Below are 14,385 nucleotides of genomic sequence, written 5' to 3' on the forward strand. Positions count from 1 at the left end.
CTAAATACTTTTTTAATTGACAAAAAAAAAGCAGTAATTTTTTACATTACTGCTTTTTTAATATTTATAAATATTCTTTAAAATTTGTGCTCTTCTTTACTAATTACCAAGAATGAAAATAAAGAGATACAAGCAGCCGTTGTCAAATACAACCCTACGTAACTCACACTATAAGTTGATGCCAGCCAAATTGCTATCATAGGCGCAAAAGCAGCTCCTAAAATTCCCGCCAAATTAAAAGTTAAAGAAGCTCCAGAATAACGAACATTCGTTGGAAACAACTCTGAAAGAAAAGTTCCCAACGGACCATAAGTAAAACCCATTAAAGCCATTCCGATACAAGCAAAAATAGTAACCAGAGTAATATTTCCAGTACTTAAAAAATAAGAAAAGAAAAATCCGAAAATAGCAATTGCTATTGTGGCAAAAATAAGCATTTTACGACGACCAATTTTATCAGCAACCACAGCCGAAACTGGAATGAAAATAGCAAAAAACAATACCGAAAATAATTGAATTAACAATCCGTCTCTTTTCACAATTCCTAAATCTGAGGTTGCCCAACTCAAGGTAAAAACAGTCATTAGATAAAAAACTAGAAAAGTTGTAATAGCGCAAAATGTTCCAAAAATAAGTTGATTTTTATACGATTTAACCAAAGCCAAAAATGGAACTTTTACTTCCTCATGTTCTTTTTTAGAATTTTCAAATGAAGGAGTTTCACTAATTTTTGTTCTGATATAAAACCCAACAACAACTAAAAGCGAACTCGCAATAAATGGAATTCTCCAGCCATAATTCATAAAATCTTCATTACTCATTGAATCAGTAAGCAGTAAAAAAGTTCCGCCTGAAAGCAGCAATCCAATTGGAGCGCCTAATTGAGGAAACATTCCATACCACGCTCGTTTATTTGGTGGTGCATTTTCAATTGCCAATAAAACAGCTCCGCCCCACTCTCCTCCTAAACCAACACCTTGTCCGAAACGACATAACATCAATAATAAAGGAGCTGCAATACCAATACTGGCATGACTTGGCAAAAATCCAATTGCAACCGTAGAAATTCCCATAGTTAATAACGCTGCAACTAAGGTAAATTTACGCCCAATTTTATCCCCATAATGTCCAAAAAAAGCGGAACCTAAAGGGCGCGATAAAAAAGCGATTGAAAAAGTTGCTAAAGATTGCAGAGTCGCCATTGTTGAATCAGCACTAGGGAAAAATAATTGTGGAAAAACCAATACTGCTGCATTGGCATAAATATAAAAATCAAAAAATTCAATTGTGGTACCTATAAGGCTTCCAAAAAGAACATGTTTTAAAGAGTTTTTCTGATCAGGGCTAGTTTTCATGTAAAATAGATATAACTTTTTTTTTGATTACAAAAATATAGTTTCATTATTAATAATTTACATTTAACCAAAATACTTTCAGAACATCAATTGCTTTTTAACAAATTCAATGTGTTTTTACATTTTACAAACTGCCATTTTATCCAAATTTAAAAACCTGATTTTATGAAGTTTAAAAATCATTAACAAAAAATCAAATCATAAGCAATCGTTAAAAACGTTTTTAACTGTATATTTTCATTAAATTTACAGCTATCAAAAATAAATCTAAAATTATGCCTACCGACTGTATCAGCTATCAAAATTCAGGATATTTCTCTACCTTGATACAAGATTATTTAGATCAAAAACCAGCACTGCAATCTTTATATAACAATTTTCCAACATTGGAGAATTTCGAAAAACAAATCCAGGAAAAACAATCCAATTTTGACAACAACAATCGAATTCCTCTGGTTGAAACGCTAAAAAAACAATATCAAAATATTGAGATTTCAGATTTAACTAAGCAAAATATTGAACTTTTAGCATTAGAAAATACTTTTACTATTACAACTGGCCACCAATTAAATTTGTTTAGCGGACCTTTATATTTTTTATATAAAATCATTTCAACAATTAATTTGACCAAAGAATTAAAGTCAAAATACCCATCAAATAATTTTGTTCCAATTTATTGGATGGCTACCGAAGATCATGATTTTGAAGAAATTAATTACTTTAATTTTAAAGGAAAAAAATTCAGATGGAACAAAGAAAGCACCGGTCCTGTCGGCCGACTTTCAACTGAAGGTTTAGCGGAGTTTTTCGAAATTTATTCATTAGAATTAGGGTCAAATACAAACGCAAATACTTTAAAAAAGCTTTTTGAAGATGCTTATTTAAAACATGATAATCTAGCAGATGCAACGCGTTTTTTAGCCAACAGTTTGTTCGCAAATTACGGATTAGTGATTTTAGATGCTGATGATGCCAATTTAAAACGTGCTTTTATTCCATTTGCAAAAGAAGAATTAGAAAAAAATACTTCTTACAAAGCTGTTCAAAAAACAATTGAAACTTTAAAAGATTATACGGTTCAGGTAAATCCGCGAGAAATTAATTTATTTTATATCGAAGATGATTTACGTGAAAGAATCATTTTTGAAAACGATAAATACCACGTTAACAATACCAAAATATCATTTTCTAAAGATGAAATCTTTCAAGTTTTAGAAAACAATCCAGAGAAATTCAGCCCAAATGTAATTATGCGTCCGTTATATCAGGAAATCATTCTTCCTAATTTATGTTATATTGGCGGAGGCGGAGAAATTGCGTATTGGTTGGAATTAAAATCTTTCTTTGATGCTGTAAATATTACTTTTCCAATAATTTTAGTGCGTAATTCAGTTCTTCTTTCGACAGAAAAACAAGCTAAAAAAGCCGATAATTTAGATTTAACCTGGAAAGATTTATTCACCAAACAGGAAAATCTAGTAAATGCGATTACACACAAAATTTCAGCTTTCCCAATTGATTTAACACCTCAAAAAGAATTGCTGAAAACACAATTTGAATATCTTTACAATCTAGCCAATCAAACTGATAAATCTTTTTCTGGTGCCGTGAAAGCTCAGGAAGTAAAACAGACTAAAGGCCTTGAGAATTTAGAAAAACGTTTATTAAAAGCACAAAAAAGAAAATTAAGCGATCAATTAGAACGAGTAATCGACTTGCAATGTGAATTGTTCCCAAATAATAGTTTACAAGAACGTCAAAGCAATTTTTCTGAATTTTATCTGGAAAAAGGCGAACAATTAATTCCGCTTTTATTGCAGAAACTAAAACCATTAGAGATGAATTTTAATATTATAACAATTTAAAAAACAATAAAATAATAATTCTGAGAACTAAATAACCACCTATCTTCTCAAAATTATTATCCAATAAACCAAATAGCGATTTTTAAAATTATTAACTAACCTATTTACCCTAAACCAATGGTAAAAGAACGCTTAATTTCGCTAGATGTCTTTCGCGGACTCACTATTTTATTAATGACAATTGTCAACAATCCCGGAGACTGGGGCAATGTTTACCCGCCATTACTACACGCCGAATGGAACGGTTGCACGCCAACCGACTTAGTTTTTCCATTTTTTGTATTTATTATGGGAGTTGCTGTACCGCTTGCAATGCCTGATAAATTCTACGACAACACCACATTCAACAAAATCCTGATTCGTTCTTTAAGAATGTTCTGTCTTGGAATCTTTTTTAATTTTTTTGGAAAAATTCAGTTATTTGGGCTTGAAGGAATTCCTCTTTTAATTGGGCGTTTAGCCATAACAATTGCTATTGGCTATGCTTTAATGGGAAGTTTTAGTTCAAAAATCAAAAACATCTTAGCATTTTCAATTCTGATTATTTATTTATTTCTGGCATACAGTGGCATTGAAGCTTATCAAGATGTCAGACTTCCAGGAGTTTTACAACGAATCGCAATTGTCTATTTTGTAGTTTCGCTTTTATATTTAAAAACTTCTCAAAAAACGCAAATTATTACCGGAATAGTTTTGTTACTCGGATATTGGGCATTAATGACACTAATTCCAGTTCCTGGAATTGGAGAAGCAAATCTCGATAAAGGAACAAATCTTTCTGCGTGGCTAGATGGTATTTTATTAAAAGGACACATGTACCGAGGCACCGTAACTTGGGATCCTGAAGGAATTTTAAGTACCCTTCCGTCAATTGTAAATGGAATTATTGGTCTATTGATTGGAAAAATTCTGCAATTAGATATAACTAAAATTCAAAAAGCCCAAAAAATGGGTATTGCAGGAACCGCACTTATATTTTTTGGTTTGCTTTGGGATGTTGTTTTCCCAATAAACAAATCAATCTGGACCAGCAGTTATGTTTTATATACAACAGGACTTGCGACAGTATTTTTAACCGTTTTGTATTTAATAATCGACATTAAAGATTATAAAAAAGGATTTAAACTGTTTTTAATCTGGGGAGTAAATCCAATGATTGTATTTTTTACATCACAGATTATTCCGCAGGCTTTAGTAATGATTGAATTCCAAAATCCGCATGCTCCTTCAGAAAAAATCAACTTATTAAATTATCTGTATAGCTTCTGGATTGCACCATTTTTTAATAATCCAATGACAGCTTCATTAGCTGGAGCATTAGTTTATGTAGGCATTTGGACATTTATTTTATGGATATTCTACAGAAACAAACTAATATTTAAAGTGTAATTTTCCTTATCAAATTATCAAGAGGTGGACGGTTGTCTGCCTCTTTTTTTATAGCAATATTCATAATTGATACTTTTCTTAATCAAAACATCATTCTAATCTATTTAAATTATGAATTTATTAAAATCAATTCACAAAAAAAGTCTACTTTTGCACAAAATTAAAAATAAGCAATAAAATGGCAACAAATAGAACTTTTACAATGATTAAACCAGATGCTGTTGCAAACGGACACATCGGGAATATCTTAGCAATGATTACTAATGGAGGTTTCAAAATCGTTTCATTAAAATTAACTCAATTAACTGTAGCTGATGCTAAAGCATTTTACGCAGTTCACGCAGAAAGACCTTTCTACGGAGAATTAGTTGAATTTATGTCACGCGGACCAATTGTTGCTGCAATTTTAGAAAAAGACAACGCAGTAGAAGATTTCAGAACTTTAATTGGAGCGACAAACCCAGCTGAAGCTGCTGAAGGAACTATTCGTAAAGCATATGCTACTTCTATCGGAGAAAATGCAGTTCACGGTTCTGACAGCGATGAAAACGCTGCAATCGAAGGTGCATTCCACTTTGCTGGAAGAGAGCAATTCTAATTAGACTTCTTAGACAGTTAGAATTTTAGACTGGCTTAGATCTTAGAATAAAAAACAAACCCACTTCAATGAAGTGGGTTTTATTTTTTGACAATTTATTTTAAAACAATCTAAAATCTAAGTAAGTCTAAAATTCCAAGAAGTCTAAGCTAGTCTAACGCAAAACCACATCCTTCACCACTTCACGGCCCAATTCCTCATTAATCATCTTTACGATTTTTGATTTTCCGTGGCTTAATTCTTCTCTTAAAACAGCCGAACCCAATTCAACATAAAGCGTACTTCCTTTCAAAACAACATTTCTCGTGTATGTTTTAACTCCATTTCCCATTAAGTTTGCCCACGCCTCTTTTACATCAATTTGATCCATTCCAGGTTGTAATTTATTCACCTGAATAATCTGCTGCAAAACAGCCCCAATCGTACTTTCGTTATTTAGTCTTTTCGCCATCATTCAAAATATTAATTGGTTCCGCTTTTTTATAATGATATTCTTTGTTCTGATCATTTTTCACCACAAATTCCTTGTCAGAAATTGAAATTAATTCCTCACTCCATTTGGCATAACTCGTTTTATAATCCAAAAAAGTCCCTTTATCCGTAAATCTAACTGATACATTTTCAAAAGTATTCGTTGTCAAAAAAGTTCCATCCAGTTGCGCCATCACTTTTGTCCTTGTTCCTTTTCCTTCTTTAATTTTAAAAAAATCAAAGTTTTCATTCATTCCGTACGCCTTCTCCTCACCTTTATCAAAAACCACTTTTTCAATTTCCCAATATCCATTCAGTTTTGCAATGTCTGCGGGTTTTATTTCCTGTTTGCAACTCACAAACAAAAGCGATAAAACCAAAATCATAAAAGTGTTTTTCATAATAATTTATAATATTAATAAGAAGCTATTTCCTGCTGTCCGCTGTATCTTTTATGGTGAACCCCACCATAAAAGGATGCCGCTCCCATCAGGGCTAGGGCTCCCATTTTCAAAAGAAAATTTAGTGAATTACAAAGGTAACTTTATATCATATAAAAGAAATAAAAATTTACAAAACCCATTAAACTATTTTACATATTTTTGGTCAAACCCCAAACCTAAACCAAAAAACCATGACTAAAACCTTTTGTACCATCCTGACAATCTTATTGTTTGCAAGTTGCAGCAAAGATTCTACTGAACCAGAAACAACTCCTTCAGAAAGTATGTATTTCCCGCCCTTAACAGGAAATACTTGGGAAACAAAATCTATAGCTGATTTAAAATGGAATCAAAATGCCGTTCAGCCTCTTTTGGATTATTTGCAGCTCAAAAACTCCAAATCGTTCATAATCTTAATTAACGGCCGAATCGTGTTAGAAAATTACTTCAACGGGCATTCAGCAACAACACCATGGTATTGGGCCAGTGCTGGAAAAACATTGACTTCAACCGTTACCGGAATTGCACAACAAGAAAATTTATTAAATATAAATGATAAAGTTTCAAAATATCTGGGCACAGGCTGGACAAGCGAAACATTAACACAGGAAAACCTAATTACCTGCAAACATTTATTAACGATGACATCAGGATTAGACGACAGCACAGACGATGTCGAACCTGCCAATTTAAAATACAAAGCAGATGCCGGTTCTCGATGGGCATATCACAATGTATACGTAAAGTTACAAGATGTTGTCGAAAAAGCAAGCGGACAAAAATGGGAAACCTATTTCAACAGTAAATTAAGAGACAAAATCGGAATGAACGGCAATTGGGTTCAAATCGATGTCAACAGCGTCTATACCAGTAACACGAGAAGTATGGCGCGTTTTGGGCTTTTAATGCTAAATAAAGGAAAATGGGAGAACAACACCATCTTGAACGAAGCTTATTTCAATGAAGCCACAACAACCTCACAAAACATCAATTTAGGCTATGGCTATTTATGGTGGCTAAACGGAAAAACTTCCTACCATTTACCACAATCGCAACTTACTTTTCAGGGAAGCGTAATTCCGACTGGTCCAAGTGATATGTTTATGGCTTTAGGAAAAAATGATCAAAAGATTTACGTAATTCCGAGCAAAAAAATGGTTGTAATCAGAATGGGCGATGCAGCAGATAACCAAAATCTTGCACTATCCGATTTTGACAAAACACTTTGGGAAAAAATTAATGCTTTATATCAATAAAAAAGAGTTTTTAAATGGGAAAGGCGATTTAAAACTTTTCCCATTTAAAAACTCATTCTATTTTCAGAAAATAAAAACTGAAAAAATTATCGTTTGGTTTTCATTCTTTTTAGAACTCCCATAAAAAAGAATCCTATTCCAAGAACTAACAAAATATAGTAAAAAGAAAGATTGTTATCTCTTAACACATTTGCTAAAACAAAACATATAACGCTTGCGAAATAAAATGCTACAGGCGATAGATTTTTTAAAGATTCTAAACTCATTTTTAATTATTTAAAGAAACTGTCAACGAATTCATATTTATTAAAGACTTGCAAATCTTCAATTCCTTCGCCAACACCAATATATTTTACCGGAATTTTAAATTGGTCCGAAATTCCAATTACAACCCCGCCTTTTGCTGTTCCATCTAATTTTGTTACTGCAAGTGAAGTTACTTCAGTCGCTGCAGTAAATTGTTTTGCTTGTTCAAAAGCATTTTGACCTGTTGAACCATCCAAAACTAAAAGTACGTCATGCGGAGCATCAGCAACTACTTTCTGCATTACACGTTTTACTTTTGTCAACTCGTTCATCAAATTGATTTTATTATGCAAACGTCCAGCGGTATCAATAATAACAACATCGGCATTTTGAGCTACAGCAGATTGTAAAGTATCAAACGCTACAGACGCAGGATCACTCCCCATATTTTGTCTTACAATTGGCACATCAACTCGATCTGCCCAAACTTGCAATTGATCAATTGCAGCAGCACGGAAAGTATCTGCAGCACCTAAAACAACTTTATGTCCCGCTTTCTTAAACTGATAAGCTAATTTTCCAATTGTTGTTGTTTTTCCTACTCCGTTTACTCCAACAACCATTAAAACGTAAGGTTTTTTATCTTTGGGAACTTCAAATTCTGTTGCTTCTCCAGTATTGGTTTCAGACAATAATGCACCAATTTCATCTCTAAGAATCTGATTCAATTCGTCAGTTCCTAAATATTTATCTTCAGCAACACGTTTTTCGATTCTCTCGATAATTTTCAAAGTAGTATTTACACCAACATCTGAAGCTACAAGAACTTCTTCCAGATTATCTAGAACATCATCATCAACTTTAGATTTTCCGGCAACGGCTTTACTTAACTTTGAGAAAAAAGTAGTTTTTGTTTTTTCAAGACCTTTGTCTAAAGTCTCTTTTTTTTCGGTAGAGAATAATTTTTTAAAAAAACTCATTTTTTTTGTAGATTTTTTGATTATTAGATTTCTTGATTTTCAAATCAGAAATCTAAATCTTTAAAGAAAGTGCAATTGTTCTTCAAAAAAGAGCCAATTGTTACGATTCTTTAAATTTTTAGACAAATATAGGTAATAAAAAAGCTACTTCCGAATGAAAGTAGCTTTTCTATATATTGTAATGTTAATTATTTCTTTTTCAAGAATTCATCAACTTCTTCAGGAGCCATAATAGATTCTACGAATGTATATGCACCAGTTTTAGGAGATTTCACCATTTTGATGGCTTTTGATAATCTCTTAGAAGATGTTTGTAACGATGCTACGGTTTTCTTTGCCATGATTCAAATGTTATTTGAAGTTTTATAAAACTCAAATGGCCAAACCACTGAGACTTATAAATCTCTAATTATTACTTAATTTCTTTATGAACAGTTACTCTTTTTAAGATTGGATTAAATTTTTTAATCTCTAATCTGTCTGGAGTATTTTTTTTGTTCTTAGTTGTAATATATCTAGAAGTCCCTGGAACACCAGAAGTCTTGTGCTCAGTACATTCTAAAATTACTTGGATTCTATTACCTTTCTTTGCCATCTTGCTATATATTTATTTAGGAAAAGATTATTTGATAAATCCTTCTGACTGTGCTTTTTTCAAAACAGCAGTGATTCCATTTTTATTAATTGTTTTTATCGTAGATGCTGCTACTCTAAGAGTAATCCATCTATCTTCTTCTGGAAGATAAAAACGCTTTTTAACTAAGTTTACAGAAAACTTTCTCTTAGTTTTGTTCATAGCGTGAGAAACGTTATTTCCTACCATCGCTCTTTTACCTGTAAGGTCACAAACTCTTGACATTATACTTATCTTTTATCGTTATTCAAAATCAGGGTGCAAAGAAAAGAAAAATAAACCATTGTAGCAAAAAATTATTGCACAATTTTTAAAATTTCTTTCTGTAATATTTCTAAACTCTTAATAGTCGCTCTATCTATCACTTTTTCACGTGGTTGACCAAAGTTAAATTCTTCTACAATTATATCATCTGGTGTTGCCAAAGCAATAAAAACGGCACCAATTTCAGCATCTGACTCACCTTTTGACGGTCCGGCGTTCCCAGTTGTCGCAATTGCATAGTCAGTTTTAAGCATCTCTTTCACACTCAAAGCCATAGCCTTTGCAACTTCTGCACTCACAACCGAATATTCATCAATTAAATCTTGTGAAACACCCAAAACATTGACCTTCGCTTCTGTCGCGTACGAAACAACGCTTCCTTTAAAATATTTTGACGAACCTTGCACAGAAGACAAAAGCGAAGCAATTCTTCCTCCGGTACAGCTTTCTGCCGTTGAAATTGTTTTGCTTTCTTTCGAAAGCAATTTTCCGATTACAGTTTCAATTGTTTCATTTTCTTCGTAACCTACTATTATATCATGAATTATCGCATCCAACGACTGAACATTGTCTTCAATTGCTTTTTCTAATTCTTCTTTATCAGTTCCTCTCGCAGTTAAACGCAAACGTACTCTTCCAGGATTTGGCAAATAGGCTAATTTGATAAAATCAGGCAAATTATTCTCCCATTCTTCTATACGTTCTGCAACTAAACTTTCACCCTGACCATAGGTCAAAATTGTTTTATGAATGATGTAGGGACGTTTGTATTCTCTAACTATTTTTGGAATTATCTCTTCTTCAACCAAATATTTCATTTCATATGGAACTCCCGGAAGCGAAACAAATACGGTATTTTCCTTTTTCATCCACATCCCTGGCGCAGTCCCAACCTGATTATGAAGAACCGTACAAGTTGAAGGCACCAAAGCCTGATCTTTATTCAATTGTGAAATTGGTCTTTTATAAAAACCTTCAATCAATTGTGTTACGTGCGCCAAAACTTCTGGATTCACAACTAACTCATCATCAAAATATTCGCAGAAAGTTTTTTTAGTTACATCATCTTTTGTCGGGCCTAAACCACCAGTCACAATAACAATATCAACTTTGTTTTGAAGTTGGGAAAAAGTATCTAAAATATGTTTTTTATCGTCACTTATTGAAATCATTTCCGTTACTTCAACTCCAATTCGGTCTAATGATTTCGCAATAAAACCTGAATTCGTATCAATAATCTGACCTATTAATATTTCGTCCCCTATAGTTATAATAGTTGCTTTCATAACATTAAAATGCTTTATTATTTCTTACTTAAGTAAGTCAAAAATTTACAATGGAATATTTTTAAACTTTGTCTTTGGGGAGGTATTAAAACGCCTTTACAAGTCAAAAGCCGCTTTCACAAAATTTACGAATAACAATCTTAACTTATTCCTATTTTTTTTTGCAACAGGAATAAATCAGATTTTAAATTTTAAAGATCAAAGTCTTTTTTTATTTCTTTTATTGCTTCTTTTACTTGTATCTTAATACTTTTAAAAGTTTCAACAATATCTTTTTTCTTGCCTTCTGCTTTTGTCCACGCTTCTACTTGAAGAATTTCTTCAAAAGCCACATTCAAGCCCATCAAATCTAGTGTAGGTTTTATTTTGTGCGCGTATGAATAGGCATATTTATGATCCTTTTTCTTAATTCCTTCTTTGATTTGCTTTAAATCTTCAGGAACTTCAGTAACAAATAATTTAAGAATTTCATTTACAAATTCCGGATCATTATCTGAAAGCGCATATACTTTCGAAAGGTTATACTTTAAAGCCATTATTTTACTTGTATTCTGAATAATTTTTTATCTTCTAAAAATCCTTCTAAAACATCATTTGGTTTTACAGCAGCAACACCTTCAGGAGTTCCTGTAAAAATAATATCCCCAATTTTTAATGTAAAAAACTGCGAAACATACGACACAAGTTCATCAATTTTCCACAACATCAAACTTGTATTTCCTTTTTGAACAGTTTTAGAATTGTTTGTTAACTCAAAAGTAAGATTTTCCATAGAAACGAAATCACTTTTTGGTAAAAAATCTCCAATGACCGCAGAACCGTCAAATGCTTTTGCTTTTTCCCAAGGCAATCCTTTTGCTTTCAATTTATCTTGTAAATCTCTGGCAGTAAAATCGATACCAACACTAATCTCATCATAATACTTATGAGCAAACTTTGGTTCGATATACTTTCCTACTTTGTTAATTTTAACAATTATCTCTATTTCGTGATGAATCTCCTCAGAAAATTCTGGAATTACAAACGGATGCTGTTTTAACAAAACTGCCGAATCCGGCTTCATAAAAACCACCGGTTCATCTGGACGTTCGTTTTTTAATTCCGCAATATGATTGGTATAATTTCTACCGATACAAATAATCTTCATTTCTTTTTAAGTTGCTAAGATTCTAAGACACTAAGATACTAAGAACTTAGCGCCTTAGAATCTTAGCACCTCAGAACCTTATTTCGTATTTAATTTTCTTAATTTAATTCCAGTCAAAACTTTTTTGGTATACAACGGAAAATCGGCATTTTGGATCCAGCTGAAATATCCAGGTTCTGTTTCCAAAACTTTTTCAACTTTGACACCTTTATGTTTTCCGAAGGTGAAAATCTCTTCATCATCTTGATCAAAAGCAATCATTCCGGCAAAATCAGCAATTTTTTTACGCGTTGTAAATTCAGACAACACTTTCATATCATTTTCCAATTCAGGATAACGATCCAACTGCGCTTTTAAAATTTCGTAAGTTGCCATTGTATCAGCTTCTGCCGAGTGCGCATTATCAAGCGTTTTTCCGCAGTAAAATTTTAAAGCCGCACTTAAGGTACGCTCTTCCATTTTATGAAAAATAGTCTGCACATCTACTGAAACCTTATTTTTCATATCAAAATCAACTCCCGCACGAAGCAATTCTTCGGCTAAAAGCGGAATATCAAAACGATCTGAATTAAAACCTCCCAAATCACTATCTTTTATCATATTATGAATATGTGGAGCCAGTTCTAAAAAAGTCGGTTCGTTTGCCACTTTTTCATCGGTGATACCATGAACAGCTGTAGTTTGTGGCGGAATTGGAATAGTAGGATTCACTAACCATGTTTTGCTTTCCTTATTTCCATTTGGAAAAACTTTAAATATTGAAATTTCTACGATACGATCTTTACCGATATCAATTCCAGTTGTTTCAAGATCAAAAAAGCAAATTGGTTTGTTAAGTTTTAATTCCATTTTATTTTTTATAAGATTACAAATGTAAATTTTAAAGCCGACTTTTCCGACCCTATTTTTATTTTTTTGCCCACAATTAGACTATTTTTTAAATTTTAACTTCAAAAAAGAATCTAAAATAGCGTTGTCTAAAATTTATTTTTCTATTTTTTTACTAATAAAAAACCCGGAAAACGAAATCATTTTCCGGGTCTAAAATTTATTTATGAATAGATTAGAAATCCCTATCTACATCAAAAGCTTCTAAATATTCTGCTACTCTTTTCACAAAACTTCCTCCTAATGCACCATCAACAACTCTATGATCATAAGAGTGCGACAAGAACATTTTTTGACGAATTCCGATAAAATCACCTTCTGGAGTTTCAATAACAGCAGGAACTTTACGAATTGCTCCAAGTGCTAAAATTCCAACTTGCGGTTGATTGATAATTGGCGTTCCAAAAACACTTCCAAAAGTTCCCACATTTGTAACAGTATAAGTTCCGCCTTGTGTATCGTCTGGTTTAAGTTTTCCGGCTTTTGCACGGTTTCCTAAATCATTAACCGCTTTTGCCATTCCAACAAGATTTAACTGATCTGCATTTTTAATTACAGGAACAATTAAATTTCCGTTTGGTAAAGCTGCCGCCATTCCTAAGTTTATATTTTTCTTTTTAATGATGTAATCACCATCAACAGAAATGTTCATTCCAGGGAAATCTTTAAGCGCTTTTGCAACCGCTTCCATCATAATTGGCGTAAAAGTCAATTTCTCGCCTTCTCTTTTTTCGAAAGCTGTTTTAACTTTATCTCTCCATTTTACAATGTTTGTTACGTCAACCTCAATAAATGATTGTACGTGAGCTGAAGTCTGAACCGAAGCCACCATGTAACCTGAAATCAGTTTACGCATTCTGTCCATTTCAATAATTTCGTCACCTCCATTTACTGAAACCGGAACTGCCTGCTGACTTTTTTGAACCACTGGTTCTGGTGCTTGAACTGCTTTTGGAGTTTCAGCAACCACTTTTGGTGTTTCTTCAACCGCTTTTGGTGTCTGAACAACTCCTGATTTGCGGTCTTCAACATATTTTAAAATATCTTCTTTAGTAACTCGTCCATCTTTCCCTGAACCCTGAATACCATTAAGTTCAGCAACAGAAACCCCTTCTTCTTTAGCAATATTTTTTACTAATGGAGAAAAGAATTTATCCGATGAAGCAAAATCCTGAGGAGCGCTTACAGTTTCTTTTACCGCTTCAATTGTTTTTTCAATTTCTGCCGCCGCTACCGGAACTGCTGCTGCTTCAACTTTTGTTTCAGCCGGAGCATCACCTTCTGTTTCAATAATTGCAATAGTTTGCCCTACCTGAACTAGATCATCTTTACCAAATAACTGTTCAACTAAAACTCCTGATACCTCGCTTGGCACTTCACTGTCAACTTTATCAGTCGCAATTTCCAGTACAGCTTCATCAGCTTCAATTCTGTCTCCAACTTCTTTCAACCAGTTTGTAATAGTTGCTTCAGCGACACTTTCTCCCATTTTAGGAAGTTTTAATTCAAATCTTGCCATATTGTTAACCTCAAGGGTGATTTTGATTTTCAGATTGCGAAATT

Annotated in this window: 16 protein-coding genes; 4 read left to right on the plus strand and 12 right to left on the minus strand. The window is 32.9% G+C overall.

Annotated features, from left to right (window positions below):
- Positions 1 to 77: 77 nt before the first annotated feature.
- Positions 78 to 1,355, minus strand: coding sequence for an MFS transporter (locus GQ47_RS09995; protein ID WP_035647825.1), 1,278 nt, complete (start codon positions 1,353 to 1,355; stop codon positions 78 to 80).
- 275 nt (positions 1,356 to 1,630) lie between these two features.
- On the opposite strand from GQ47_RS09995, the gene bshC reads away from it, so the two are divergent.
- From bshC to GQ47_RS10010, 3 genes are all read left to right on the plus strand, one after another.
- Entirely contained in the window at positions 1,631 to 3,220 is a 1,590-nt protein-coding gene (gene bshC, locus GQ47_RS10000) for a bacillithiol biosynthesis cysteine-adding enzyme BshC (RefSeq protein WP_035647829.1), read from the plus strand.
- Between the two features lie 117 nt (positions 3,221 to 3,337).
- Positions 3,338 to 4,609: an acyltransferase family protein gene (locus GQ47_RS10005; RefSeq protein WP_035647832.1), complete on the plus strand. Its 1,272-nt coding sequence runs from the start codon at positions 3,338 to 3,340 to the stop codon at positions 4,607 to 4,609.
- A gap of 178 nt (positions 4,610 to 4,787) precedes the next feature.
- A complete protein-coding gene (locus GQ47_RS10010; protein ID WP_031456090.1) occupies positions 4,788 to 5,207 on the plus strand; it encodes a nucleoside-diphosphate kinase in 420 nt (139 codons plus the stop codon).
- Positions 5,208 to 5,361: 154 nt separating this feature from the next.
- Here the strand turns inward: GQ47_RS10010 and GQ47_RS10015 are convergent, their stop codons facing one another.
- Entirely contained in the window at positions 5,362 to 5,658 is a 297-nt protein-coding gene (locus GQ47_RS10015; protein ID WP_035647835.1) for a DciA family protein, read from the minus strand.
- Positions 5,639 to 6,079, minus strand: a complete 441-nt coding sequence (locus GQ47_RS10020; RefSeq protein ID WP_035647837.1) for a hypothetical protein — start codon at positions 6,077 to 6,079, stop codon at positions 5,639 to 5,641. Before GQ47_RS10020 ends, GQ47_RS10015 begins: the two co-directional genes overlap by 20 nt.
- A gap of 233 nt (positions 6,080 to 6,312) precedes the next feature.
- Here GQ47_RS10020 and GQ47_RS10025 point away from each other — a divergent pair, with 233 nt between their 5' ends.
- A complete protein-coding gene (locus GQ47_RS10025) occupies positions 6,313 to 7,377 on the plus strand; it encodes a serine hydrolase domain-containing protein (RefSeq protein WP_035647840.1) in 1,065 nt (354 codons plus the stop codon).
- A 272-nt stretch (positions 7,378 to 7,649) separates the two neighbouring features.
- On the opposite strand, the gene ftsY is transcribed toward GQ47_RS10025, so the two are convergent.
- The 9 genes from ftsY to GQ47_RS10065 all read right to left on the minus strand — a co-directional run bounded on the left by ftsY (position 7,650) and on the right by GQ47_RS10065 (position 14,341).
- Positions 7,650 to 8,603, minus strand: a complete 954-nt coding sequence (gene ftsY / locus GQ47_RS10030; RefSeq protein WP_035647842.1) for a signal recognition particle-docking protein FtsY — start codon at positions 8,601 to 8,603, stop codon at positions 7,650 to 7,652.
- A gap of 188 nt (positions 8,604 to 8,791) precedes the next feature.
- Positions 8,792 to 8,944: a DUF4295 domain-containing protein gene (locus GQ47_RS23175; RefSeq protein ID WP_008468081.1), complete on the minus strand. Its 153-nt coding sequence runs from the start codon at positions 8,942 to 8,944 to the stop codon at positions 8,792 to 8,794.
- Positions 8,945 to 9,015: 71 nt separating this feature from the next.
- The gene (gene rpmG, locus GQ47_RS10035; RefSeq protein WP_008253902.1) at positions 9,016 to 9,198 is read right to left on the minus strand and encodes a 50S ribosomal protein L33; all 183 of its coding nucleotides are present in this window, start codon (positions 9,196 to 9,198) and stop codon (positions 9,016 to 9,018) included.
- A 27-nt stretch (positions 9,199 to 9,225) separates the two neighbouring features.
- Entirely contained in the window at positions 9,226 to 9,462 is a 237-nt protein-coding gene (gene rpmB, locus GQ47_RS10040) for a 50S ribosomal protein L28 (protein ID WP_008468080.1), read from the minus strand.
- A gap of 71 nt (positions 9,463 to 9,533) precedes the next feature.
- Positions 9,534 to 10,787 (minus strand): CinA family nicotinamide mononucleotide deamidase-related protein, encoded by a 1,254-nt coding sequence (locus GQ47_RS10045; RefSeq protein ID WP_035647845.1) that lies wholly within the window; start codon positions 10,785 to 10,787, stop codon positions 9,534 to 9,536.
- 191 nt (positions 10,788 to 10,978) lie between these two features.
- The gene (locus GQ47_RS10050) at positions 10,979 to 11,323 is read right to left on the minus strand and encodes an Hpt domain-containing protein (RefSeq protein WP_035647847.1); all 345 of its coding nucleotides are present in this window, start codon (positions 11,321 to 11,323) and stop codon (positions 10,979 to 10,981) included.
- Entirely contained in the window at positions 11,323 to 11,934 is a 612-nt protein-coding gene (locus tag GQ47_RS10055; protein ID WP_035647849.1) for a fumarylacetoacetate hydrolase family protein, read from the minus strand. Before GQ47_RS10055 ends, GQ47_RS10050 begins: the two co-directional genes overlap by 1 nt.
- Positions 11,935 to 12,012: 78 nt before the next feature.
- On the minus strand, positions 12,013 to 12,783 hold the full coding sequence (locus GQ47_RS10060) for a 3'-5' exonuclease (protein WP_035647851.1): 771 nt from the start codon (positions 12,781 to 12,783) through the stop codon (positions 12,013 to 12,015).
- Between the two features lie 214 nt (positions 12,784 to 12,997).
- Positions 12,998 to 14,341: a dihydrolipoamide acetyltransferase family protein gene (locus GQ47_RS10065; RefSeq protein ID WP_035647853.1), complete on the minus strand. Its 1,344-nt coding sequence runs from the start codon at positions 14,339 to 14,341 to the stop codon at positions 12,998 to 13,000.
- Positions 14,342 to 14,385: the final 44 nt, after the last annotated feature.

This window comes from Flavobacterium sp. ASV13 (assembly GCF_000745775.1).
Taxonomy (GTDB): Bacteria; Bacteroidota; Bacteroidia; order Flavobacteriales; family Flavobacteriaceae; genus Flavobacterium.

Excerpts from the sequence above, each read along its gene's own strand:
- GQ47_RS10020 (WP_035647837.1), bottom strand. The coding sequence starts at position 6,079 with ATGAAAAACACTTTTATGATTTTGGTTTTATCGCTTTTGTTTGTGAGT.
- GQ47_RS10025 (WP_035647840.1), top strand. The coding sequence starts at position 6,313 with ATGACTAAAACCTTTTGTACCATCCTGACAATCTTATTGTTTGCAAGT.
- GQ47_RS10045 (WP_035647845.1), bottom strand. The coding sequence starts at position 10,787 with ATGAAAGCAACTATTATAACTATAGGGGACGAAATATTAATAGGTCAG.
- ftsY (WP_035647842.1), bottom strand. The coding sequence starts at position 8,603 with ATGAGTTTTTTTAAAAAATTATTCTCTACCGAAAAAAAAGAGACTTTA.
- GQ47_RS10050 (WP_035647847.1), bottom strand. The coding sequence starts at position 11,323 with ATGGCTTTAAAGTATAACCTTTCGAAAGTATATGCGCTTTCAGATAAT.
- GQ47_RS10065 (WP_035647853.1), bottom strand. The coding sequence starts at position 14,341 with ATGGCAAGATTTGAATTAAAACTTCCTAAAATGGGAGAAAGTGTCGCT.
- GQ47_RS10055 (WP_035647849.1), bottom strand. The coding sequence starts at position 11,934 with ATGAAGATTATTTGTATCGGTAGAAATTATACCAATCATATTGCGGAA.
- GQ47_RS23175 (WP_008468081.1), bottom strand. The coding sequence starts at position 8,944 with ATGGCAAAGAAAACCGTAGCATCGTTACAAACATCTTCTAAGAGATTA.
- GQ47_RS10015 (WP_035647835.1), bottom strand. The coding sequence starts at position 5,658 with ATGGCGAAAAGACTAAATAACGAAAGTACGATTGGGGCTGTTTTGCAG.
- GQ47_RS10060 (WP_035647851.1), bottom strand. The coding sequence starts at position 12,783 with ATGGAATTAAAACTTAACAAACCAATTTGCTTTTTTGATCTTGAAACA.
- GQ47_RS10010 (WP_031456090.1), top strand. The coding sequence starts at position 4,788 with ATGGCAACAAATAGAACTTTTACAATGATTAAACCAGATGCTGTTGCA.
- rpmG (WP_008253902.1), bottom strand. The coding sequence starts at position 9,198 with ATGGCAAAGAAAGGTAATAGAATCCAAGTAATTTTAGAATGTACTGAG.
- GQ47_RS09995 (WP_035647825.1), bottom strand. The coding sequence starts at position 1,355 with ATGAAAACTAGCCCTGATCAGAAAAACTCTTTAAAACATGTTCTTTTT.
- GQ47_RS10005 (WP_035647832.1), top strand. The coding sequence starts at position 3,338 with ATGGTAAAAGAACGCTTAATTTCGCTAGATGTCTTTCGCGGACTCACT.
- rpmB (WP_008468080.1), bottom strand. The coding sequence starts at position 9,462 with ATGTCAAGAGTTTGTGACCTTACAGGTAAAAGAGCGATGGTAGGAAAT.
- bshC (WP_035647829.1), top strand. The coding sequence starts at position 1,631 with ATGCCTACCGACTGTATCAGCTATCAAAATTCAGGATATTTCTCTACC.